Annotated in this window: 23 protein-coding genes and 1 tRNA gene; 11 read left to right on the top strand and 13 right to left on the bottom strand. The window is 56.8% G+C overall.

What is annotated here, in order from left to right:
• Positions 1 to 167 precede the first annotated feature (167 nt).
• Positions 168 to 1,319 carry an MFS transporter gene (locus FTO60_RS12570; protein ID WP_148056280.1) on the top strand — a complete coding sequence of 384 codons (1,152 nt, stop codon included), beginning with the start codon at positions 168 to 170 and terminating at the stop codon, positions 1,317 to 1,319.
• Here the strand turns inward: FTO60_RS12570 and FTO60_RS12565 are convergent.
• Together FTO60_RS12565 and trpA are read right to left on the bottom strand one after the other, a co-directional pair.
• Entirely contained in the window at positions 1,316 to 2,479 is a 1,164-nt protein-coding gene (locus FTO60_RS12565; protein ID WP_148056279.1) for an alpha-hydroxy acid oxidase, read from the bottom strand. The two genes, FTO60_RS12570 and FTO60_RS12565, sit on opposite strands and share 4 nt — an antisense overlap.
• Before the next feature lie 133 nt (positions 2,480 to 2,612).
• A complete protein-coding gene (trpA, locus tag FTO60_RS12560; RefSeq protein ID WP_148056278.1) occupies positions 2,613 to 3,404 on the bottom strand; it encodes a tryptophan synthase subunit alpha in 792 nt (263 codons plus the stop codon).
• Positions 3,405 to 3,525: 121 nt separating this feature from the next.
• Between trpA and ychF the strand changes: the two genes are divergently transcribed.
• The gene (gene ychF / locus FTO60_RS12555) at positions 3,526 to 4,623 is read left to right on the top strand and encodes a redox-regulated ATPase YchF (protein WP_148056277.1); all 1,098 of its coding nucleotides are present in this window, start codon (positions 3,526 to 3,528) and stop codon (positions 4,621 to 4,623) included.
• Positions 4,624 to 4,737: 114 nt separating this feature from the next.
• Positions 4,738 to 4,827 (top strand) — tRNA-Ser (locus FTO60_RS12550).
• Positions 4,828 to 4,926: 99 nt separating this feature from the next.
• Here the strand turns inward: FTO60_RS12550 and FTO60_RS12545 are convergent.
• From FTO60_RS12545 to FTO60_RS17725, 11 genes are all read right to left on the bottom strand, one after another.
• Entirely contained in the window at positions 4,927 to 5,250 is a 324-nt protein-coding gene (locus FTO60_RS12545; protein ID WP_148056276.1) for a GIY-YIG nuclease family protein, read from the bottom strand.
• 34 nt (positions 5,251 to 5,284) lie between these two features.
• Positions 5,285 to 6,469, bottom strand: a complete 1,185-nt coding sequence (locus FTO60_RS12540) for a hypothetical protein (protein WP_148056275.1) — start codon at positions 6,467 to 6,469, stop codon at positions 5,285 to 5,287.
• 146 nt (positions 6,470 to 6,615) lie between these two features.
• Positions 6,616 to 7,359: a competence protein CoiA family protein gene (locus FTO60_RS12535; protein WP_172623887.1), complete on the bottom strand. Its 744-nt coding sequence runs from the start codon at positions 7,357 to 7,359 to the stop codon at positions 6,616 to 6,618.
• Between the two features lie 193 nt (positions 7,360 to 7,552).
• Positions 7,553 to 9,049, bottom strand: a complete 1,497-nt coding sequence (locus FTO60_RS12530) for a YfjI family protein (protein ID WP_148056273.1) — start codon at positions 9,047 to 9,049, stop codon at positions 7,553 to 7,555.
• On the bottom strand, positions 9,046 to 9,933 hold the full coding sequence (locus FTO60_RS12525) for a toprim domain-containing protein (RefSeq protein ID WP_148056272.1): 888 nt from the start codon (positions 9,931 to 9,933) through the stop codon (positions 9,046 to 9,048). The genes FTO60_RS12530 and FTO60_RS12525 overlap by 4 nt, the downstream gene beginning before the upstream one ends.
• The gene (locus tag FTO60_RS17730; RefSeq protein ID WP_172623886.1) at positions 9,930 to 10,088 is read right to left on the bottom strand and encodes a hypothetical protein; all 159 of its coding nucleotides are present in this window, start codon (positions 10,086 to 10,088) and stop codon (positions 9,930 to 9,932) included. The genes FTO60_RS12525 and FTO60_RS17730 overlap by 4 nt, the downstream gene beginning before the upstream one ends.
• A gap of 2 nt (positions 10,089 to 10,090) precedes the next feature.
• Positions 10,091 to 10,276, bottom strand: coding sequence for an AlpA family transcriptional regulator (locus FTO60_RS12520; RefSeq protein WP_148056271.1), 186 nt, complete (start codon positions 10,274 to 10,276; stop codon positions 10,091 to 10,093).
• An 81-nt stretch (positions 10,277 to 10,357) separates the two neighbouring features.
• Positions 10,358 to 11,062: a hypothetical protein gene (locus FTO60_RS12515; RefSeq protein WP_148056270.1), complete on the bottom strand. Its 705-nt coding sequence runs from the start codon at positions 11,060 to 11,062 to the stop codon at positions 10,358 to 10,360.
• The gene (locus FTO60_RS12510; protein WP_254696804.1) at positions 11,059 to 12,273 is read right to left on the bottom strand and encodes a site-specific integrase; all 1,215 of its coding nucleotides are present in this window, start codon (positions 12,271 to 12,273) and stop codon (positions 11,059 to 11,061) included. Before FTO60_RS12510 ends, FTO60_RS12515 begins: the two co-directional genes overlap by 4 nt.
• A gap of 292 nt (positions 12,274 to 12,565) precedes the next feature.
• Positions 12,566 to 13,039 carry an HNH endonuclease gene (locus tag FTO60_RS12505; RefSeq protein WP_148056269.1) on the bottom strand — a complete coding sequence of 158 codons (474 nt, stop codon included), beginning with the start codon at positions 13,037 to 13,039 and terminating at the stop codon, positions 12,566 to 12,568.
• A 438-nt stretch (positions 13,040 to 13,477) separates the two neighbouring features.
• Entirely contained in the window at positions 13,478 to 13,639 is a 162-nt protein-coding gene (locus FTO60_RS17725; RefSeq protein ID WP_172623885.1) for a hypothetical protein, read from the bottom strand.
• 287 nt (positions 13,640 to 13,926) lie between these two features.
• Here FTO60_RS17725 and FTO60_RS12500 point away from each other — a divergent pair, with 287 nt between their 5' ends.
• The 8 genes from FTO60_RS12500 (at position 13,927) to FTO60_RS12465 (ending at position 21,844) form a co-directional block, all read left to right on the top strand.
• The gene (locus FTO60_RS12500) at positions 13,927 to 15,171 is read left to right on the top strand and encodes an ABC transporter substrate-binding protein (protein ID WP_148056268.1); all 1,245 of its coding nucleotides are present in this window, start codon (positions 13,927 to 13,929) and stop codon (positions 15,169 to 15,171) included.
• Between the two features lie 92 nt (positions 15,172 to 15,263).
• Positions 15,264 to 16,292, top strand: coding sequence for a carbohydrate ABC transporter permease (locus FTO60_RS12495; RefSeq protein WP_148056267.1), 1,029 nt, complete (start codon positions 15,264 to 15,266; stop codon positions 16,290 to 16,292).
• 16 nt (positions 16,293 to 16,308) lie between these two features.
• Entirely contained in the window at positions 16,309 to 17,190 is an 882-nt protein-coding gene (locus FTO60_RS12490) for a carbohydrate ABC transporter permease (protein WP_148056266.1), read from the top strand.
• A gap of 11 nt (positions 17,191 to 17,201) precedes the next feature.
• The gene (locus tag FTO60_RS12485) at positions 17,202 to 18,257 is read left to right on the top strand and encodes an ABC transporter ATP-binding protein (protein ID WP_148056265.1); all 1,056 of its coding nucleotides are present in this window, start codon (positions 17,202 to 17,204) and stop codon (positions 18,255 to 18,257) included.
• The gene (locus tag FTO60_RS12480) at positions 18,254 to 18,748 is read left to right on the top strand and encodes an ester cyclase (protein WP_148056264.1); all 495 of its coding nucleotides are present in this window, start codon (positions 18,254 to 18,256) and stop codon (positions 18,746 to 18,748) included. The genes FTO60_RS12485 and FTO60_RS12480 overlap by 4 nt, the downstream gene beginning before the upstream one ends.
• Positions 18,745 to 20,076, top strand: coding sequence for a histidinol dehydrogenase (hisD, locus tag FTO60_RS12475; protein ID WP_148056263.1), 1,332 nt, complete (start codon positions 18,745 to 18,747; stop codon positions 20,074 to 20,076). The genes FTO60_RS12480 and hisD overlap by 4 nt, the downstream gene beginning before the upstream one ends.
• A complete protein-coding gene (locus FTO60_RS12470) occupies positions 20,073 to 20,831 on the top strand; it encodes an SDR family NAD(P)-dependent oxidoreductase (RefSeq protein WP_172623884.1) in 759 nt (252 codons plus the stop codon). The genes hisD and FTO60_RS12470 overlap by 4 nt, the downstream gene beginning before the upstream one ends.
• The gene (locus FTO60_RS12465; RefSeq protein ID WP_148056261.1) at positions 20,831 to 21,844 is read left to right on the top strand and encodes a LacI family DNA-binding transcriptional regulator; all 1,014 of its coding nucleotides are present in this window, start codon (positions 20,831 to 20,833) and stop codon (positions 21,842 to 21,844) included. Before FTO60_RS12470 ends, FTO60_RS12465 begins: the two co-directional genes overlap by 1 nt.

Raw genomic sequence — 21,844 nt, 5'->3', positions numbered from 1 at the left:
CCTTTACATATCTCGCGCATCCCCGGTGTTGCTTGGGACCCGCTTTCAAATATGGGCATGACATTGGCGTCAAAATCCCAGTGAAGTTGGGCGTATAGGGCAGGATCAGCCGTTTGAAAAGATGATTCTGGCTTGTGTCGGCCGGTGGGCCATGTCTAATCGCGGCTATGTCCGTTGTTAGCGCTCTCATATTGTCCCGCCGTCCTGCCTCTGCCTTTGTGGTGGTTGGCTTGTTTTGGGGCGGGTTTGCGGCCTATGTTCCTGTAATAAAAGAGCAATTGGGCGTGAATGACGCGCAGTTCGGCACGCTTTTGCTGGGCTCGGCCTTTGGGCTTGTGTCGTCGATGTTTCTGGCCCCGCGGGTGGACAGAATCTTGGGGGCAAGGGGCATGCAATTCGCGGCGATCCTGTTGGCCTTCATCTGGCTGTTCCCTGCACAGATCACAACACCTGCGTGGTTTTTCGTCGCCTTTGTCGGTGTGGGCCTGTGTTCCGGCTTGCTTGACGTCATCATGAACGCGCGGGTGAGCGAGTTGGAAGGGCGCACGGGCCGCAGCCTGATGAACGGTAATCACGCCATGTTTTCGGTGGCTTATGCCACGGGCGCATTGATCACAGGTGCCGCGCGCGAAGGCGGGCTTGACCCGCTTTGGGTGTTTGGCGGCATGGGGGTGGTGACGCTGGCGATCGCGGCGCAACTGCGCATGGATGTCGATACGGTTGAACCGGCTGACGGTCTGCGTGGGCGTTACCCATTGATCCCGATCATTGTGTGCGGCGGGATTGTTCTGGTTGCCTTCATGTCCGAGGCCACGGTCGAAGCATGGTCGGCCCTGCATGTGGAACGCACCCTTGGCGGGGGTGCGGCCGAGGGCGCGCTTGGCCCCGCGATGCTGGGGATCACGATGGCGTTCGGGCGGTTTTCGGGGCAGGTCGTGTCGGAAAAACTGCGCGAAGTCACGGTGGTCTTCTGGGCCTCGCTGATTTCCGCAAGTGGCGCGTTGATCGCGGCTTTCGCGCCGACCCCTTTGGTGGCCTATATCGGCTTTGGCATCCTGGGGCTGGGGGTGTCTGTGATCGGCCCGATGGGACTTGCGCTGGTCGGCAAACTGGTTGCGCCACACCACCGGACCGAGGCGATCAGCAAGGCCGCCGTCATGGGCTTTTCGGGCTTTTTCCTTGCGCCCGTGTTCATGGGATATCTGAGCCAGGCAATGGGCCTGCGCGTGGCATTTGCCTCTGTCGCGTTGTTATTGGTGATGGCCGCGCCGCTGTCGCTGGTCGCCGCACGGCTGCGCATGGCAATCAAGGCCGCCTAGGCCCACGACCCTTGAAAATCCTTGGGAACCAACAGGATATCGCGGCCCACATCGTGAATATCGCGCTTGCCGCAGAGCGCCATTGTCGTATCAAGTTCCTTGTGAATGACGTTCAGTGCCGTAGTCACGCCCTTTTCGCCCATCGCCCCAAGACCATAGACAAAGGCGCGCCCGATATAGGTGCCCTTGGCCCCCATCGCCATCGCCTTGAGGACGTCCTGACCTGACCGGATTCCGCTATCGAGATGCACTTCGACCTTGTCACCGACCGCGTCAATGATCGCGGGCAGCATACGGATCGACGACAGCGCGCCGTCCAATTGCCGCCCGCCGTGGTTGGACACGACAATCGCATCCGCGCCCAGTTTGGCGGCCATTTTGGCGTCTTCGACGTCCATGATCCCCTTGAGGATCACCTTGCCGCCCCACATTTTCATCAATTCGGCGACGCGCTTCCAATCAAGGGCATGATCGAAGGCTTCGGCGATCCAGGACGACAGGGACGACGGATCAGAGACACCCTTGGCATGGCCGATCACATTGCCGAACGTGCGCCGCTTGGTTTGCAACATCTGCAATCCCCAGGACCATTTGGTTGCAAGGTTCGCAATACTGGCCATTGTCAGTTTCGGCGGGGCGGAAAGCCCGTTCTTGAGGTCTTTGTGGCGCTGGCCCTGCACTTGCAGATCAAGCGTGATGACGATGGCGCTGCACCCCGCATCGCGCGCGCGATCAAACAGGCGGCGCATGAAATCATCGTCCCTCAGGGTATAGACCTGAAACCAGAATGGTTTGGTCGTATTTTCCGCCACGTCCTCGATCGAGCAGATCGAGAGGGTCGACAGCGTGAAGGGCACGCCGAACTTTTCCGCCGCCTTGGCGGCCTTGATTTCACCATCGGCGCATTGCATGCCCGTCAGCCCAACAGGGGCAAGGGCCACGGGCATCGCCACATCCTGCCCGATCATCTGCGTCTTGGTCGTGCGGTTCGTCATATCCACCGCTACCCGCTGGCGCAGGCGGATTTGGTCAAAATCCGAGGTGTTTTCGCGAAACGTTTGTTCCGTCCAACTGCCGGTTTCGGCGTAGTCGTAAAACATTTTCGGCGTGCGGCGCTTATAGATGCGTTTCAGATCGTCGATTGAGGTGATGACGGGCATGGCAGGGCCTTTCGCGCGATATTGGTGAGGTTCTGTTACCAATTTGCCAAGGTTTGGGCAAGAACCATCAACGCCGCACAAGGACGCGACGCGCGCAGCCTCCGGCGGAAATTATTCTGGAAGAAAAAGGGGATCAGGCGCGGTGTGCGCCGTCGGCGAGGGATTTGACAAAGGCCAGGACATCGGCGGGGCTGTCGCCTTTGCCAATCCGTTCGACGATGGCTGACCCGACCACGGTGCCATCGGCCACGGCGGCGATATCTTGTGCCGCTTCAGGCGTGCGCACGCCAAAGCCGACGATCACGGGCAGGTCGGTCTTGGCTTTGATACGCGCCACTTCGGGGGCCACATCTGCGGCTTGGGCTGCTGCCGCACCAGTGATGCCGGTGATCGAGACATAATAGACGAAACCGGATGTGTTTTGCAGCACTTTTGGCAGGCGTTTGTCGTCCGTCGTGGGGGTGGCAAGGCGGATGAAGTTGATGCCCGCGGCCTGCGCGGGGATGCACAATTCGCTGTCCTCTTCGGGGGGCAGATCGACGATGATCAGCCCATCGATCCCTGCGGCCACTGCGTCCTTGAGGAAGCGATCGACGCCGCGCGAATAGATCGGGTTATAATAGCCCATCAGCACGATCGGCGTCGTGTCGTTTTCCTTGCGCAATTCACGCGCGATTTGCAGGGTCTTTTCCAGGGTTTGCCCGGCCTCCAACGCGCGCTGGCCTGCCAGTTGGATCGTCGGGCCGTCGGCCATCGGATCGGTAAAGGGGATGCCAAGTTCGATGATATCCACGCCCGCACCCGGCAACCCGCGCACGATCTCGAGCGAGGTGTCATAATCGGGGTCGCCCGCCATGACATAGGCAACAAACGCCTTTTTGCCCGCGGCCTGAAGTTCGGCGAATTCGGCGTCGATCCGTGTCATGTCTGTCCCCGTGCAAATCACAGGCGGTGTGCGTCATGAGGGCGGGAAAATCAAGGGGTGCCTTGCGGTGTTGCCAGCCGCGCCGTAGAAGCGCGCAAACAATCAAGCCGGAGTCATGCAGATGGGTTTCAAGATGGGTATCGTGGGTTTGCCGAACGTGGGCAAATCGACTTTGTTTAATGCGCTCACTCGCACGGCGGCGGCGCAAGCGGCGAACTTTCCGTTTTGTACGATTGAACCCAACGTCGGCGATGTGGCTGTGCCCGATAAACGGCTGGACCAACTGGCGGCGATTGCCGGATCGAAACAGATCATTCCCACCCGCATGACATTTGTGGATATCGCGGGCCTTGTGAAGGGCGCCAGCAAGGGCGAGGGGCTGGGCAACCAGTTTCTGGCCAATATCCGCGAGGTGGACGCGATTGCCCATGTGCTGCGCTGTTTCGAGGACGGCGATGTGACCCATGTCGAGGGGCGCGTTGATCCGGTCGCCGATGCCGCCACGATTGAAACCGAACTGATGCTGGCCGATCTGGAAAGCATCGAAAAGCGTCTGGTCAATATCACCCGCAAGGTGCGCGGCGGCGACAAGGAAGCGGTGCAACAGGAACGTCTGCTCAAGGCCGCCCAAACGGTGCTTGAAGACGGCAAACCCGCCCGTCTGGTCGAGGTTGACGCAGATGACGCCAAGCAGTGGAAGATGTTGCAACTGCTCACGACCAAGCCGGTTCTTTATGTCTGCAACGTGGGCGAGGACGAAAGCGTGTCCGGCAATGCCCATTCCGCTGCCGTTGCCGAAATGGCCGCCGCCGAGGGCAACGCCCATGTCATCATCAGCGCCCAGATCGAGGAGGAAATCAGCCAGCTGGACGCCGATGAGGCCGAGATGTTCCTGACCGAAATGGGTCTGGCCGAGGCCGGTTTGGACCGCCTGATCGAAGCGGGATATCAGTTGCTGCACCTTGAGACCTATTTTACCGTTGGCCCGAAAGAGGCCCGCGCCTGGACGATCCGCGCAGGCACGACCGCACCCAAGGCCGCCGGCGTGATCCACGGTGATTTCGAAAAAGGGTTCATCCGCGCCGAGACGATCGCCTTTGATGACTTCGTCAGCCTGGGCGGTGAACAGCCTGCCAAGGAAGCCGGTAAAATGCGCGCCGAAGGCAAGGGCTATATCGTCAAGGATGGCGATGTGCTGCACTTCCTGTTCAACACCTGATTGGGCCGGATGGGGGCGCGCGTCGCTGGCGTCACCACCCCGCGCCCACGAAGATACTGCAAGCTGCCCTTTTTCGACTTGCCCCCCGCCACGCGCGTCACTAAACGGGTCAGCGGAGACGTGGCCGAGTGGTCGAAGGCGCTCCCCTGCTAAGGGAGTAGGCCCGGAAGGGTCTCGAGGGTTCGAATCCCTTCGTCTCCGCCACTTTAATCATCTAAGTCGTTGTTTTTAATTGATAAAACAACGATCTGGTGTTTTTGATCCCCCACCTGATCCCCCACATCGTTCTGGAACTGGCTGGAACTAGATTTGCTCTGACGTTTCGTTGGTCGATCTAAATTTCGGCACAGTATTGTAGCCTCGCTCAGGATCGTTTGCCCCGTGCTCAACGATCAGAGCCATTTCTCGCCGCCCAACTTCTACTTTGTCGGGGCCTTCAAACAGGATTTCTCGACGTATGGTGAAGTCTCTCAGTTCATCTTTAGTGAAGTCGGCTTCGACGCGGGCAAAATTCCAGCTCCCAAAGTACCGTATCGTATGCCCATCTTTGCCAATATCTTTCCCGATGTAAATTTTTCCGTTTGGGAATGTGATTTTGTAGACCACATAGCTGAACTTGCGTGCCATGATTTGGGACCTTAAGTTTGCCACTTTCGTCGATCTATCCATTGATCAAGTCTAGAAGTTGATCATCTGTCAGCGCTTCATTGTAAGCGATCTCAACCATCCGCACTCCGTTTTCAGCGCATAGCTGTCTTTTCTTCGCGTCTCTCATGCGAGTGGCTTGAAAGCCAGCATCGCCCCCAAACTGACTGACTGGCGCGTAGTGCTGTTCGCCGTTGTATTCAACGGCGACTTTCAAACGCGGGATCCAAACGTCAAACCGTTGCCGTCCTAGCCAACTTGGCGAGCCTTGATGGATAATTTCTTCATCTGGAAAAAGCGAAATTATCCTGTTGAGAAGTAGTGCTTCGCCAATCCACCCCTCCCCAATTTTCGGTATCCCTAGCCGCTCTCGAAGCGCGTTCTCACCTGCGCGCCAGTCCCCATCGTGTTCAATTGCTGCGACATGGCGGTATTCGTGATACCGAGACATGAGTGAAGAGATTTCACCTTCTTGGTTCGTGCTCAATGATGTAACGGGCACGCCACGGCAAAGGTGACATACGCCATCGCGCTGTTCTGCTGTTTCAATTAACTTTTGGATGGGGCCTCGGTCATAATTTGTCCTTACTAAGAGTTTCTCAACGGCGCACGACATGCAAGAACACCAAAAACCGTCGCCGCAGATACCACAATAGAAACTAGGTATGATGCCTTGCTGTGGGATTAGCGCACACTTGGGGCAACTACAGCTTCTTGGATCTATGTCTCGCCAAGGAAAGATATCCGCAGGAACATAGACTTCTAGAAACGAAACCGTAAGTCGCTTCCACTTTTTCATCCGTTTAATCTTGATAGCAGGCGGGATACTCTTACTGGCCTCGCACAGCGTCATAAAGCCAGAGAGATCCCCAACTTTTTGATCTTGCTCAAGATCAATAGCTTCATCAAAATCAAGAGGAAGGTCGATCACTGGCCTTATTCCGACGATGCGAACAAGTTCCTGTTCCATAATCGTAGCTAGGTTGCGTTTATTTGCTTCTAGCCAAAAGGGCGACCAAACCGAATGCCCTCGAGACGTGAACTGGATCTTAAGTAGGTTTTGACCGAAAACCTTTTGGAAAGCCGTGTCGATATGATTGGTTGCAGTATCTACCAGCGCTCTCTCAAAGTGATCATCACCAACCATGTAGCGAAAATCTTTCGTTTCTTGACTGTCTGCATTGATTTTTATGCGTGTCACTTTTTCGCCTAAAGCTTGGTCTGGCTAAATGGCTAACATGATAACGTGCTACCCGCCTACTATGAAGTGTGGCGCGGGCAAACCCGCCGCCCAATGCTGCTAATCGCGCTAGACCGCTAGTCGATCAGGCCCTGCGTACTTATCTTTCAAATTTCGCTCCAATACCAATAGGGCCTCTCCCAACGCGTCTTTTTTTTGATTATATTTAGGATTGCCACATCAAACTCCTTGTTGGAATTCTGGCCAATAGCGCCATGCAAGTGGAGCATGGGTAATTCTTCTGGGTAAGTGTCTTTGCTGTCCATAAAGAAGCTCAAGGCTTGTAAATGTTCGTCTGCAATTTGAATCAACGTGCTCTCATCATTAAACTGTTTATTTTCATGGCGTATTGCTTGTTCTAGCGAGGTGAGTTTCGTTGAACCTTTACGTTTTGGGAAGATCCAGCAACATCGGATATTTGATGCTACATAGCGCTCAGTTCGGAGCCGATACTCATTTAAGGTCTGACTGGATAGCTGAACTTCAAAGGCTATTTTTGCGTTGTTGTGATCGGTAACCATAACGTCTGCTCGCCATTGTGAACCTTTAGGGCAGGTCCCAGCTTCTTCTAGATCGGCTTGGTAGCCAAGACGGCGCGCCGCTTTCGCAACGTCAATTTTCAGACGTGTATGAGCGTAGCTTTCTGGCTCAGGCTTCGCTCCTTCAAAGCCGGGATGATGCGCAAAGTAACGAAGCCCTCTGATTGATACCTTTGGAACTGCTGGCCACTCGCTTTGGGGCATCAGATAGGTGCCGATGACCTCACGGCGGATCTCATTCCACTCATCGCTACTGACAGAAAAAGCTTCTATGACTTCGCCTGTCCTACGCTTTATTGCAATCTGTCCCAAAAGCATGACCTCGCACGACCAAGATAAGTACTAGATGTTCGTTTTTCGTGCATGTCAAATTAAAGAACTCGCACGGTTTTGGAATTTGGCCGTTATTCTCTTCCAGCCTCCTGAGAGGCTTGTTATTGACCTTCAAAAGAAAAAAGCGGCGAGCCAAAACCCGCCGCCCAATGCTGCTAATCGCGCTAGACCGCTAGTCGATCAGGCCCTGCGTACTTATCTTGTAAACAAGTTTTCGAGCGCTGCCACGTATCACGGAACCTTCTTCCATAGGCACAAGCCACCCTGCATCCTCAAGGGTTTTCAGGGCAGCCTTTGCAGTTTTCAACTCGCGCAAACTGTTCGGACCAGACTGCACCACCTCGCTTGGCAAGATCTCTTGGTGTGGCCACGTATCCAGCAACCACACTCGCAGGCGCTCTGCCTTCGCGGTTTCTGCTGAGACGATTGCCGCGTCTGACAATCGCAGAGCCTCGCCAAGATAAAACCGTGCCAGATCTACTGCATGAGACATCGTGAGTGGCTCTACCTGCTTGGCCTCTATATCCTCCCAGAGGGTCAAAACCGCTGCAATCCTTGCCGCTTGCTCTGGTGACTTGGAGGCATAACCAGTTATGCCCACATAGGCCCCGCCATTGCCCATTGCCGCTTCAATTTCATCATAAAACTGAGCTAAGATCTCGCGGGCCTGATCGGACAGAGGCAGGAGTCTTGGAGACAAAGCTGACGTGCTATCATCCATCGGCAAGGGTGTTTCCAGAATAGCTTTCAGCCGTCTTGAGAACTTGCCCAGCGCGGTTGGATCCCTTCGCATAGCTGCATAGAACCGAGTGCCAATTGTGCTCGTTGGTTCCGTAATCAGAAAGCGCGGCAAAAAGCCTGTATCTGCTGTCATCGGGTCTGCCATAAAGTCGCGCAGCACCGCTGGTTGTGCCATCAAGTGAATGGCCAGCCTGCGCCCATAGAGCACACTAGAGCCATCGCCAGCTCTTGTGCGCTGGATAGGGTTTCCCTGCCAAAGGTCATTAAACGCGGCGAGGGTCTTGGTGCGTTGGTCCTTCGCCATTGCAAAGCCGCCAAGGAACTGTCCCCCTTCGTCTGAGAACAGCCCTAGGCTTGGTTGCCCCTCTCCCAGTTTGCGCACCAACCCTTCATAGGTAGGTTCAGACACGGTGCGGTCTGTAGACGGCGGGGGCGTAGGTTCTGGCCCAAGGGCATCCAAATCGGCTTGCGCACCCGCTGAACTTGTTTTGTCTTTGGCCTTCCCGCATTCTTGTAGCAGCTTTTTGCGCTGGGCGTCCCAAACGGCATGTGCGTTTTTCCAGCACTCCAGTTCGTTGCGCTGGGCATCTGCTTGTTCTTTTTCGAATGTCCGCACGGCTTCCATTAAAGGGCCGTCACAACTGGATTTCCTCTCACCCGACGCCGCAATTGTCAGGCAATAGAGAGAGACTGCCCGCTGACCGCCAAGCGTCTCTACATCGGCAAAACCCTGTACGGCCAGTGAGGCAACCGCCAACGCTGACTGCGCGGGAATGGCGAAAGGCGCTTGAGTTTGCCCCTGCACTGCCTCTACGGCTTCCCTGAGTGGCCCCAGCGCATGAACTGGATATGGTGCGCCTTCTGGAATTGTGCGCAACAGTGGTTGTGGCCCTTCGGCCTTAAATTGTTCTGGGGTGATTGCGTTCATGCTGCACCGCCTTTCATGTTCAAATAATCATTCCAATCTTGTCCTTGCGGGGCGGGGAGTAGGGACACCTCCCACCCTAACTGGCTCGCTCGTTGGGCTAATGCCTGCGCCGCTCTGCGCCCAGCGCCATTGTCATCACTGTCAGAGGCAATGATCATTTTGTGAGGCAAGGCGGGAAGTGAAAGCGCTTGCATCCCAGATGTAGAAAGCGCCGCCCAGATCATTGAAGGGCCATCAAGAAGGCCAGAGGCAAGCGATAGGGCCGTCTCTATCCCCTCGGCAACAACCAACGGCCCATTGCCATCACACACGCGCACAGCGCCGCCCTTGCAGCTTCCGAGCATGGCTCTGTTTGGCGAAAGTTCCGCTTTTGACCCGCCCGAACTCAGATAGGTTCGATGCACGGCAAAACCTTCACCGCCTTCGATCTGGCCTATCATAGCCGGAATGCGTTGGGCGCTGTGGTGCCAGCATGAGGGATTGAACCGCAGAGTTTCAGGCAAGGCGCAGGTGATCCCGCGTTTGCGCAGATAGGTTTCCGCCAAGGTGCCTGCAATCGGCTGGGCGCTATCCCAGGCTTGCCGCGCTTGGGTTGCACGTTGGGTTAGTCTCACTTTTTCTTGCCTGCGCCGTTTCGCCTGCTCTGCTGGATCGGGTGGCGTATAGGTTCCGCGCCCTTCAAGCAGCCCCATGCCTTTGAGCGCCTCCAGAATGTCCAAGAAGTCACAGCCCGCATGGCAATGCGCCAAGATCTGGCCTTCTGATCCATTAGAGAGGCTAAGCGCAGGGGTTTTGGTGTTGTGGTGCGCTGGGCAGAAGGCAAGGCCATAGCGACCGTGCCAGCGCCCTTTGAGTGCCGTAGTCAACGTCTTTGCATCCGTCATTGCACGCCCCCATCGAAATAAGTGAGCGCGCGCAGAGTTTGACGCTTAGGTTCGTTTGCTGTATCTTTATGTTCAATCGCCAGTGACCATTGGCAAGAAATTTGAGCTGGATCCTGCTGCAACAGGGTTCGGCTCTTTTCGTTAGTATGTCTCATGATCAAACCTCATTGCGAAGTTTGAGGCCATCAAGCCAGCTAACAATATCAGCTTCACGCCATCCAACGGCACGTGGTCCCAGCTTAACCGCTTGGGGGAAGGTGCCTTTCGTCATTCCAGCGTAAATAGTCGATCTGGAAAGCCCTGTGCGGCTTTCTACTTCGGGTCGTTTGAGTATTTTAGTCATGTTCATTCCTTTCTTTTTGAGAACATGACAGGTCAACTAGACAAAAAAATCGTGGCTCGAAAAGTGTGAGTTACAGCCGCTCTAACTTTCCATACGCCGCCAAATCGAAGCATAATAAATCTTCTTCACAGCATCGCCTTTGATCGGTTTTCGCCCCAGTGCTTCGCCAGATATCTCAGCAACCGCATCGCACGCGTTTACGGAGCTTTCAGTTTCTGGATTTCTAAATATCGGTACGCCTTGATCGTGAAGGAATTGAACCGTGTTAGCGATTGCTTCGTGTACTATCTCCACACTAAGAACTTGTCGTTTCCGAGTTTTGACTTTTGTAATGTCGCGGCTTGAAACTTTTCCGATCCAACGGAACAGCAATGGGTGAAGCGTAAAGGTCGTTTCGCCGCTGTTTGGCATAGGTTCACCAGTCAACGCATATTCGCAAAATGTCTTGAGGCCCTCAAAGTAGTCAGGATCTTCAGTTGCTCTGAAAATCATTTCTTCTGCTGCGCCCTTTCCAATCTCAAGCGTGCTACCTTCAAGCCGGTTTTCACGTGCAATAGAAACCAAGTTAATGAAACTAACGGGCCTTTCCCAGAAGTCAGCTGTGGGCGAGCGCCGTTTTGCGTCATAAAGAAAGTGTGACGCCGCCGCAGTTTCACACAAGAGGTCCCAAGGCGGGTTCCCATTATAAGTTTTCAGAACTGCGAGCTTTTCATGAAATGCAATGGCACGCTTTTCCATCTCGATGTCAAACGGATGTGTTGCCCTGATCTTGCCACCATCGGTCATAGAGCGTCTTTCGCTAAATATGCCGCCCAATCATCCATCAGAACACGCCGCTTTTCAAACAGATCTGAACGCGCATAGGCCGCTTCGGAGGCATCCTTGATGCTATGGGCCAACGCAGCTTCGGCCACTTCGCGGGAGACGTCTGTCTTTTCTTGCGCCCAAGTTCGAAAAGAAGTCCTGAAGCCGTGAACGTCAACGTCAAAGCCAAGTTCTTTGACCAACTTGGAAAGCGTCATATCCGAAAGGGGGCGGCCCTGCTTTGTTCCTGCAAAAACGTAGATCCCGCCATCGTTCAGCTCTTTGGCTTCGTGAAGGATATCAACGGCACGTTTGCATAGGGGAATTCGATGTTCGCGCTTCATTTTCATGCGCTCTGCTGGAATGATCCATTCGGCCCGATTAGCGGAATTAGCAGGATTAGCGGGGCTGCGCATATCTGGATAAATTTCATCCCAAACTGCTTCACGTACTTCGCCAGAGCGCGCCGCTGTCAGGATCAAGAATTCTAGGGCCAGCTTCGTTGTGCGCCCAGCGCCAGAGGCTTTCACAACCTCTATGCAATCGGCCACATCGGCATAGGGTAATGCCTTGCGGTGCTTCACGGCCTTAGTCTGTTTGGGCAGTGCCTGTTCGATGTTCTGTGCGGGGTTGTCCTGCCGCCAACCTTGAGCAATGGCCCATTTCATCACGGTCCCGATACGTTGACGAACGCGCCTTGCCGTTTCCTGTTTGGTAAGCCAGATCGGCGTTAGAACGGCAAGCACATCTGCTGTTGTGATTTCACCGACCTTGTATTTACCTAAGGTTGGAAAGGCGTAGGTTTCCAGCGTACTGATAAACTGCGCGGCATGTTTGGCGTTCGACCAGCTTGGCTTGTTCATCTCATGAACTTTGTGGGCCGCCTCCTCGAAGGTCAGCACGTCTTGAGCTTCGCGCTTTGCCTTTAGGGGATCTCCTCCAGACCGTGCAAGCTTTCGGTTCTCTAGGGCCGCTTCGCGGGCCTCAGACAAAGGTACAAGATCAGCGCTGCCTAAGCCCATCTCGGTGCGCTTGCCCCTTATGTTAATTCTCTGCACCCACTGCTTCGCACCGTTGGGTTTAACAAACAGGTATAGGCCGTTGCCATCGAAGTGCTTGCCCGCTGCGGTGGTTGAGCGAACAAACGCGGCTGTTAGAGCCTTCTTGGGTGTTCGAATTCCTGAACTAGGCACAGTTTGATCCCCCTAATGATCCCCCATTATGGAGGGGAATACAGCGCATCTGTTAGGAAGTCACCGGAAAAATAGTCAATTAAGCCACTATTAAATAAGGCTTTGTTGGATCACATGAGAACTCATAAGAAGTTCCAATGGCGGACTTCGTCTCCGCCATTGCCCATTTATTTCATTGGATAATTTCGAGTTCTGGGTAATCTACCCACGAACTACCCACGCCACAGACCGGGCCACAATCGTCCCGAAAGGGGCTTCGAACGCTCACGAAAGCGTGATCGAATGTCGCAAGCTAGAAGGTTGGTTCAAAGCCTTCGCGCTCGAATGTGCAGAGTTCGTCAGCTTCTAGCGCATTAATCATTGGGACGTCGTAGAGGCGGCAGTAGCTTCCCCGGCTGGCATGAAGACAACCCGCGCATCCTTCTACCAATGCCTCGTGAACGCCCTTAGCATGAATGCGGTCGTGGCAGTCGCCGCACAGGGCGACAAGTTCGAACAGAAATTCGTGGCCCCAATGCTCATAGCTAAGGTGATGGACTTCTTTAGTCGGTGACCGTCGGCAACCCTCACAAAGCCCTTGTGCCCGATCCATTACGCGTTGCCGAAGTTCGCGCCATTCGGGCGAAGCTAGGTACGCATTGTGTGCTTGCCTATAGTAGCTTTCGCCTTGCTCTTTCGCACGCCAACGTCGCAACTGAATTTCGACGTACTTTTGGTCAATCTTTGCTTTTGCTGCGTCCCTCTTTGCGTCGTAGGTATCGCGCATAGCGTCGTCTATTTCTGGCAATTCATCTGCGTCAGAAGGGCGCTTTACAGGGTTCCCAACCCGCAAGCCACAATCCAAGCACTGCATTCGAAACACAGGGGCACCCCCCTTGTTCGTACCGCGCCGCAATTGCTGCCGTTCGTGCCCGCATTCTTGTGCCGACCATTCGGAGAATTCCTTAGCCCAACGTTGCGCCAAATCGACGTCTAAAGGTGCTTGCTTGCCGTTGCGCGGGTCCGTTACTCGCATTTTCGCTCCTGCGCTTTTCTTGCGCTAAGTCTATGCGATGCAAAGCTTTCGATCCAGCAAACAAGGCGAACGTTTGCGAAGTAGAAAGGCCGCGCCTCTATGAGACGCGGCCCCGGCGCGGTCCATGACGCGCCTAAGCACCGGGGAATAGGCCGCAAGCTATTCCGCGCCTTCGCAATCTCTTGCCGTCTACGGGTGCTTGCACAGGTCCGCGACGGTCTGACGATCTGCGACGGGGATTTCCCACAGCGGGACGCACAGTCGGGCCACGGCGTCCAGGTCGATATCGGCCAGCCCTTCCCCGTCCAGTACGTCTAGGATGGTCTCTGCCGTCGCGGTCCCTGTCCGCATGTTAGTGAACCCCCCCGTTCCCTTCATCATGAATGCATACGATTGCATAAACCGTTCTGTGGGGTCAGGGGAAGCGATACCTCGACCGTATTCATGCTGCGATGCCACATGTAAAGTTGCCAATTCTGGCGTCAGTGGGGCCTTGCATACCTAGAGCCGAATCTCTTGCAAACGTATTCAATCGTGGCTAACCTGAACGGGCGTCAGGCTTTGGCTGACGTCGAAATACCAAAAAGGTCAACGCCACTTTGGTGAAGCAGGCCTACCTATCAACGGGAGAGATCGGAATGATTTTCAAGACAAAAACGATGGTTGCCGCCTGTGCGTTGATCGCATCAGCGGGCGTAGCCTGGGCGGATGCAGACGCGGGGTGCGGGATCGAATCGGGCTCGGTCCGCATACTGTCCAACGACTTTGCGGCGTTGCAGGTGATTGGCGAGGCGGCGGAAACCTGTGCCACCGACACCGTCGAAGTGTCCCGCAACCAGACCGAAGAACACAGGAACATCCAGGTTGCTGCACTCACCGCCGATCCCGCGACCTATACGGTTGCGATTGTCGCGACAAGTTCGATCGTGCCGCTGCTGAATGATGACCTGATCCGCCCGCTTGACGATCTGGTCGCTGAATACGGTGCGCAATTACAGGAAAGCCAGCTGATCCGCGTGGACGGCAAGATCATGGCGGTTGCCTTTATGGCCAACGCACAGCACCTGTTCTACCGCGAGGATATCCTGGCGGAAAACGGCATCGAGGTGCCGACGACCTATGCCGAGATGTTCGCGGCTGCCGAAACCCTGCGCGCCAATGGCGTGATGGAATCGCCGCTGTCGTCCAACTACATGCCCGGCTGGAACGTCGCTGCGGAATTTGTGAACACATACCTTGGCACCGGCGCTGACTTCTTTGTGCCCGGCACCGCCGAACTGGCCATCGACAACGCAGACGGCATGGCCGTGCTTGCGGCGATGAAACAGATGACCGACTATATGAGCGCCGATTGGGCGACATATGACAGCAATGCGCAGAAACCTGTCTGGGAAGCTGGCGAAGTTGCGCTGTCGATCACGTGGGGTTCGCGCGCTGGTGGTTACATCGCTGACGATAACCCGGCCCCGGAAATTGCCGCCGCAACACAGTTTGCCGCTGCACCAACTGTCGGCGATGTGCCCGGTGCCGCGCTGTGGTGGGACGGATTCACCATTGCCAAGAACATCAGCGATGAAGATGCCGAGGCCTCCTTCCGCGCGATGATGGTCGGCATTTCCCCTGAAATGATGCAGGCAAACCGTGACGCCGCAGTCTGGCTGATCGAGGGTTACGAGCCGTCACGCGCAGCCAGTGGTGTGATCGCCGACCTGCAGGGTGGGGCGCGTCCTTATCCGATGCTGCCATACATGGGTCTGCTGCACACCGCACTGGGTGACAACCTTGTTGAATACCTGCAGGGGAGCGAAAGTGCCGAACAGGCAATCGCTGATATCACCGCTGCCTACACCGCCGCGGCAACCGAAGCCGGTTTCCTGAACTAAGCGATTTGCGGGGGGCCACCGGCCCCCCGCGTCCCCCCAGTTAATGCGATAGCGGCTTTGCCACACTGCATGGGCAAGGCAGGAGGATAGTCATGCCACACAAGACGTTTCTGGCTTTCATCTGGCCCTCTCTCTTTGCCATGATCCTGTTCATCGCCATCCCGATTTTCTCGGTCGGGTATCAGTCACTCTTTATCTCGCACGAACAGATCATGATCGAGGGCGAGACCTGTGGCCCGTTTGGCTGCACCACCGAACTAAGCGTCGACGTGGCGGCAATGGCCGAACTGCGCGAAGCCCGGCCGCAGGGGCGTTACAACGGTTTGGGCACCTACACGAACGCGACGCACCTTGCCGTTGACGAAGTCACCGAGATCGTCGCCACCAGTGAAAACTTTGGCGAAATCCGATCACGGATCATGAATTTGCCATTCTACAAGGCGCTGGCCTTTACGCTGGCCTATACGTTCATCGTCACGCCGCTGGTGATCATCCTAGGCTTCATCATCGCCGTGGTCGTCAACTCGATCCCGGCGATGCTGAAGGGGCCGGTGATCTTTTTCTCGCTGCTGCCGATGATCGTGACACCGCTGGTAGGATCGCTGGTGTTGTTCTGGATGATCGACAGTCGCGGGATTATCGGGGCCTTCTTGCAATATCTGTTTGCCGACCCGTCGCTGTCACTCAAGGCGTCGCCGACGCTGACCTGGATCACGTTGTTCGTTTACGGGGTCTGGCATTCGGCGCCCTTTGCATTCGTCGTGTTTTACGCAGGCTTGCAGACCGTGCCGCAAGACACCCTAGAATCGGCGATGGTCGATGGGGCGAGCCGCTGGGAACGTGTCCGTTTTGTGATCATCCCCTATCTGATGCCGCTGGTGACGTTCATTGCGCTGATGCAGTTGATGGACAACTTCCGCGTCTTCGAGCCGATCATCGGCTTTTCCGCCGCCGCGAGCGCGACCTCGCTCAGCTACCTGATCTACAACGATCTGCGGGCGGCTGAATCGCCACTGTTTGGTTCGGCGGCGGCGACATCCATGCTGACGATTGTCGGCGTCGTCATCCTGCTGTTGCCGGTGCTGCGCCGCAACTGGCGCGAATTCAACCGCAAGTCCTGAGGGGGGAGGCAAGACCATGTCGGACAAACTTCATAAACGGCCACTCCCGCTTGTCGCGCTTTCGACCGGGTTCGTGCTGTTCTGGCTTTTCATCGCGGCCTTTCCGTTCCTGTGGACCATGTGGGGATCATTCAAGGTCGAGGGGGATTTCTTTTCCCGCGCCGACTGGATGAATGCGATCATCGGGCCTGTGACCCAACGCCAGACCGGCGGGGCGTTCACGCTGGGTGGCTACGAGGGCGCATGGATTGAACAGGAATTCTGGCGCGCCGTGGTGAACACGGCCATCGTCACGGTTTCAGTGGTGATCATATCGCTGACTCTGGGAACGCTGGGCGGTTACGCACTGGCACGGTCCGGTTTCAAATATACCTTCTGGCTGTTGATGGTCGCGCTCGTGTTTCGGGCGATGCCCCATGTGACGCTGGTGTCGGGCTATTTGCTGCCCTTCTTTCAGTTGAACATCTGGGGGTATCTGCCGACGACGATCGTCGTGCTGGTGGCAATCAACCAGCCGTTCACCCTGTGGATGCTGCACAGCTTTTTCCTAAGCATCCCCAAGGATCTGGACGAGGCCGCGATGGTCGATGGCTGCACCCGGTTTCAGGCGTTCCGCCTTGCGATCATTCCGGTCATGTGGCCGGGCGTGGTGACAACGGGACTGTTCAGTTTCCTGCTTGCCTATAATGACTTTGCCGTCACATCCATGCTTCTGACGCAGGAAAACGCGACGATGATTCCACGCATCAGCAGCTTCCTTGGGTCCACCCAGGAAGAGGGCAAGGTGATGTATGCGGTTGCCGCCGTTGTGTCGGCGATCGTGCCGCTGTTCGTGCTGATTTTGTTTTTCCAACGCCAAATCGTGAGCGGTCTGACCGCTGGCGCCGTCAAGGGATAGGGGGCTGACCAATGGCCAGACTGCAACTCAAGAATGTCAACAAGCGCTGGGGCGCGTTTGTTGGTGTCGACAACTTTGATCTCGATATTGCGGATCAGGAATTTCTGGTATTGCTGGGGCCGTCAGGCTGCGGCAAATCCACGACGATGCGGATGATCGCCGGCCTTGAAGACATCACCGAGGGCGAGATCTGGCTGGGCGACCGGATGGTCAACGACCTTGAACCCAAGGATCGCGATATTTCGATGGTGTTCCAGTCCTACGGGCTTTACCCGAACCTCACGGTTTACGAAAACATCCGCTTTCCGCTGCGCGTGCGCAAGGTGCCCAAGGCGCAACACCACGAGATGGTGATGAAGGCCGTGCAGATGGTCGAGCTTGAGGATTTCATGGATCGCCGCCCCGCCGATCTGTCGGGCGGGCAACGCCAGCGCGTGGCGCTGGGCCGTGCCATCGTGCGCAAGCCCACGGTGTTCTTGATGGATGAACCGCTGTCGAACCTGGATGCGAAACTGCGCGTCAGCACCCGCGCGCAAATCAAGAACCTGCAATCGAAACTGAAAACCACCACCGTTTACGTGACCCACGACCAGATCGAGGCCATGACCCTCGCTGACCGTGTGGTGGTGATGAACGCAGGTAAAATCCAGCAGGTTGGCACACCGACCGATATCTATGACATGCCCGCCAATACGTTCGTGGCCAGCTTTATCGGCTCGCCCGCGATGAACCTTGTCGAAGGCAAGCTGGAGGGCGGCGTGTTCAAAGGCGACGGCATCGAGGTGACGGGCCTGCCCGGCGGGCCGTCTGGCAACATCACCCTTGGGTTCCGCGCCGAGGATGCGGAAATCGTCGCAAGTGGCGGCCAGATCGCCGCGCCGATGTATTCCATCGAATTGCTGGGCGAGGCGTCGATGATCACATGGCGACTTGGCGGTGCCTTGGTGTCGGTCAAGACCCACAAGGATTATCGCGCCGAGATTGGCGAGGTCGTGAGCGCCCGCATCCCCGCCGACATCTGCCACCTGTTCGACACTGCCAGCGGAGAAAGGATCGCCCTGCCATGACCCCAACCGAACAAGCCGAGGCAACCCGTCAGGTCATCTTGCGGATGGAAGCGGCGCTGGCCGACAATTCCAACGATATGGCAGCACATTTCCACGAGGATTTTCGCTGGATCGGCAATCAGGGCTGCGGCACGAAACCGGGCTTGCAGGCGTTTCGTAACAACTGGCAATTGCCCCTGCGCGCCGCCTTTACCGAGCGCGATTATAAAACCGACCGCTTTATCTGCGAAGGCGAGTGGGCGTCCTGTTTCGGCCATATCGAAGGCACGCACTCGGGCGTTTTCATGGGTATCGAACCCACGGGGAAACGCGTGAAAATCCCCTACATGGACTTTTGGAAAATCGAGGATGGCCGGATCAAGGACAACTGGGTCTCGGTCGACTTCGCCTATGTTCTGGCGCAGTTGGGCCGCGATGTGTTTGATGGCCACGGCTGGGAACATTTTGACGATGGCTCCAAAACACCCTCGCACCCAAGGAAACCGGTATGACAGTGACCTATCTCAAACAGGGTAAACCCGAAGCCGAGCGCGCCGCCGATGACAGCGCCGTGCGCGCCACCGTCGAAGCGGCCCTGGCCGATATCGAAGCGCGTGGTGATGCAGCCCTACGTGAAATGGCGGAAAAGTTCGACAATTACAGCCCGCCCAGCTACCGCCTGTCTGACGGCGACATCCAGCGCATCATCGCCAAGGTATCGGACCGCGAAATGGCCGATATCAAATTCGCGCAGGAACAGGTGCGCAAATTCGCCCGGGCCCAGCGGGACTCCATGCATGATATCGAAGTTGAAACCATGCCCGGCGTGTTCCTTGGCCACAAGAACATCCCCGTGCAATCTGTCGGCTGCTATGTGCCCGGCGGCAAATTCCCGATGGTCGCGTCGGCGCATATGTCGGTCGCCACGGCTTCGGTCGCGGGGGTGCCGCGCATCATCGCCGCGACCCCGCCCTTCAATGGCGAACCAAACCCGGCCGTGATCGCCGCGATGCATCTTGGCGGCGCGCATGAAATCTATGTCCTGGGTGGCATTCAGGGGATCGGTGCGATGGCGATCGGCACCGAAACGATTGATCCGGTGCATATGCTGGTTGGCCCCGGCAATGCCTTCGTGGCCGAAGCCAAGCGCCAGTTGTTTGGCCGCGTCGGCATTGATCTGTTTGCCGGTCCCACCGAAACGATGGTGATTGCCGATGAAACGGCTGCGGATGCCGAACTCTGCGCGACTGATCTGCTGGGGCAGGCCGAACATGGCTATAACAGCCCCTGCGTCTTGCTGACCAATTCGCGCAAACTGGCCAAGGCGACAATGGCCGAGATTGATCGCATTCTCAAAATCCTGCCCACCGCCGACACCGCCCGCACATCATGGGAAGACTACGGCGAAGTGATTGTCTGTGACACCTATGACGAAATGCTGGCCGTCGCCGATGATATCGCGTCCGAGCACGTGCAGGTCATGACAGACCGCGACGACTGGTTCCTTGAACACATGACATGCTACGGTGCGTTGTTCCTTGGTGCGCGCACAAATGTGGCCAATGGCGACAAGGTGATCGGCACCAACCACACCCTGCCCACGAAAAAGGCGGGGCGGTATACGGGCGGGCTTTGGGTCGGCAAGTACCTGAAAACACACAGCTATCAACGCATCAGCACGGATGAGGCCGCCACAATAGTCGGCGAATACGGCTCGCGCCTGTGCATGCTGGAAGGCTTCGTCGGCCACGCCGAACAATGCAACATCCGCGTGCGGCGCTACGGCGGGATCAACGTGCCCTATGGCGAAGGCGCGCCTTACCGCGAGGCGGCCGAGTGACCCTCCCGCGCACCCCATCCATGCGTCTTGATGGCAAGCGTGCGCTGGTCACGGGGGCTTCGTCCGGGATCGGGCAGGCCTGTGCTGTGGCCCTGGCCGAGGCGGGGGCGCATGTGGTGTGCGTTGCGCGCGGTGCCGACAAACTGCAAGACAGCGTTGATGCAATGACGACCGAAGGCTGGTCCGCCGAGGCGCTAGCGCTGGATATCGGTGATCTGGCCGGGCTGAAGGCGGCGATTGAAGCGCAGCCCGCGCTTGATATTGCCGTCAATTCGGCGGGCACCGCGCGCCACGCGCCCGCCCTTGAAACCACCCCCGAAGATTATGATGCCGTGATGCATCTAAACCTGCGTGCCGCCTATTTCCTGTCCAGCTTTGCGGCTGCGCGGATGCCGGACAACGGGGGCAGTATCATCCATATCAGCAGCCAGATGGGCCATGTGGGCGGGATTGATCGCGCGGTCTATTGTGCGTCAAAACACGGGCTCGAAGGTATGGTAAAATCTATGGCGATCGAATGGGGGCCGCGCCAGATCAGGGTCAACACGATTTGCCCGACCTTCATTCGCACGCCCCTGACAGCCGCCACATTCGACAACCCCGCGCGCGCAGCGTGGATCGCCGACAAGATCAAGCTGGGCCGCGTTGGCGAGGTCGAAGACATCATGGGCGCGGTGCTTTATCTAGCCTCGCCCGCGTCGGCGCTGGTGACCGGCACATCGATGTTGATCGATGGAGGTTGGACAGCAGACTGATGGCAAATGATCGCGTGACATCCCAACAAGTTGCCGCACGTGCGGGCGTTAGCCAATCGGCTGTCAGCCGCGTGTTTACACCCGGTGCCAGCGTGTCCCAAAGCACGCGCGAAAAGGTCGAACGCGCGGCAATGGCGCTGGGCTATCGCCCCAACGTTCTGGCGCGCGCGATGATCACCGGCAAAAGCCGGATTATCGGCCTTGTCGTCGCTTATCTGGACAATCAGTTCTACCCGCTGGCGGTTGAACGCCTGTCGGTTGCCTTGCAGGCGCAGGGCTATCATGTGCTGGTTTTCATGGCCGCGCCCACCGTTGGCGATGTGCAGGGCGTGATGAAGGAAATCCTTGATTATCAGGTCGATGGGATCGTTTTGGCGTCGGTTTCCATGTCATCAGAGCTGGCCGAGCGTTGTCAGGACCATGGTATTCCGGTCGTGTTGTTCAACCGCGAGCAGGACAATGACACCATGTGTTCCGTGACCACCGACAATTATCGTGGCAGTTTCGAGATTGCCCAGCATTTCGCAGCCCTCGGTCACACCAGGATCGGCTATATCGCCGGGTTCGAGGGGGCCTCGACCCAGCGCGACCGCGAGGCGGGTTTTCGGGACGGGCTCGCCGAGGCTGGGCTGACCCTGCATTCGCGCGAGGTGGGTGCATTTGAATACGGCACCGCCCGCGCTGCCGCTTTGGAGATGTTTGCCGGCAGCGATCGCCCCGATGCGGCTTTTGTGTGCAACGATCACATGGCCTTTGCCGTGCTTGATGCGCTGCGATTGAAGCTGGGTTTGCGCGTGCCGCAGGACGTCACGATTGCCGGTTTCGATGACGTGCCAATCGCCGCCTGGCCCGCCTATGATCTGACCAGCTACCGCCAGCCGATCAACCGTATGGTGGCGCAAACCGTCGATGCCCTGTTGATCCGGATCGCCGACCCAAACGTGCCTGCGGACAAGATCAAACTCGAGGGAAAGCTGATTTTGCGCGGCTCGACCCAAAGCGCGGCGGGATAG

Origin of the sequence: Octadecabacter sp. SW4 (assembly GCF_008065155.1) — a bacterium.
Taxonomy (GTDB): domain Bacteria; phylum Pseudomonadota; class Alphaproteobacteria; order Rhodobacterales; family Rhodobacteraceae; genus SW4.
This window is presented reverse-complemented; position numbering and strand designations above follow the sequence as displayed.

Bases quoted from the DNA above. Each gene is read 5' to 3' on its own strand.
- FTO60_RS12530 (WP_148056273.1), bottom strand. From the start codon at position 9,049: ATGAACGCAATCACCCCAGAACAATTTAAGGCCGAAGGGCCACAACCA.
- FTO60_RS17730 (WP_172623886.1), bottom strand. From the start codon at position 10,088: ATGAGACATACTAACGAAAAGAGCCGAACCCTGTTGCAGCAGGATCCA.
- hisD (WP_148056263.1), top strand. From the start codon at position 18,745: ATGACAGTGACCTATCTCAAACAGGGTAAACCCGAAGCCGAGCGCGCC.
- FTO60_RS12525 (WP_148056272.1), bottom strand. From the start codon at position 9,933: ATGACGGATGCAAAGACGTTGACTACGGCACTCAAAGGGCGCTGGCAC.
- ychF (WP_148056277.1), top strand. From the start codon at position 3,526: ATGGGTTTCAAGATGGGTATCGTGGGTTTGCCGAACGTGGGCAAATCG.
- FTO60_RS12490 (WP_148056266.1), top strand. From the start codon at position 16,309: ATGTCGGACAAACTTCATAAACGGCCACTCCCGCTTGTCGCGCTTTCG.
- FTO60_RS12515 (WP_148056270.1), bottom strand. From the start codon at position 11,062: ATGACCGATGGTGGCAAGATCAGGGCAACACATCCGTTTGACATCGAG.
- FTO60_RS12545 (WP_148056276.1), bottom strand. From the start codon at position 5,250: ATGGCACGCAAGTTCAGCTATGTGGTCTACAAAATCACATTCCCAAAC.
- FTO60_RS17725 (WP_172623885.1), bottom strand. From the start codon at position 13,639: ATGCGGACAGGGACCGCGACGGCAGAGACCATCCTAGACGTACTGGAC.
- FTO60_RS12565 (WP_148056279.1), bottom strand. From the start codon at position 2,479: ATGCCCGTCATCACCTCAATCGACGATCTGAAACGCATCTATAAGCGC.
- FTO60_RS12500 (WP_148056268.1), top strand. From the start codon at position 13,927: ATGATTTTCAAGACAAAAACGATGGTTGCCGCCTGTGCGTTGATCGCA.
- FTO60_RS12480 (WP_148056264.1), top strand. From the start codon at position 18,254: ATGACCCCAACCGAACAAGCCGAGGCAACCCGTCAGGTCATCTTGCGG.
- FTO60_RS12485 (WP_148056265.1), top strand. From the start codon at position 17,202: ATGGCCAGACTGCAACTCAAGAATGTCAACAAGCGCTGGGGCGCGTTT.
- FTO60_RS12495 (WP_148056267.1), top strand. From the start codon at position 15,264: ATGCCACACAAGACGTTTCTGGCTTTCATCTGGCCCTCTCTCTTTGCC.
- trpA (WP_148056278.1), bottom strand. From the start codon at position 3,404: ATGACACGGATCGACGCCGAATTCGCCGAACTTCAGGCCGCGGGCAAA.
- FTO60_RS12520 (WP_148056271.1), bottom strand. From the start codon at position 10,276: ATGACTAAAATACTCAAACGACCCGAAGTAGAAAGCCGCACAGGGCTT.
- FTO60_RS12465 (WP_148056261.1), top strand. From the start codon at position 20,831: ATGGCAAATGATCGCGTGACATCCCAACAAGTTGCCGCACGTGCGGGC.
- FTO60_RS12505 (WP_148056269.1), bottom strand. From the start codon at position 13,039: ATGCGCGATACCTACGACGCAAAGAGGGACGCAGCAAAAGCAAAGATT.
- FTO60_RS12570 (WP_148056280.1), top strand. From the start codon at position 168: ATGTCCGTTGTTAGCGCTCTCATATTGTCCCGCCGTCCTGCCTCTGCC.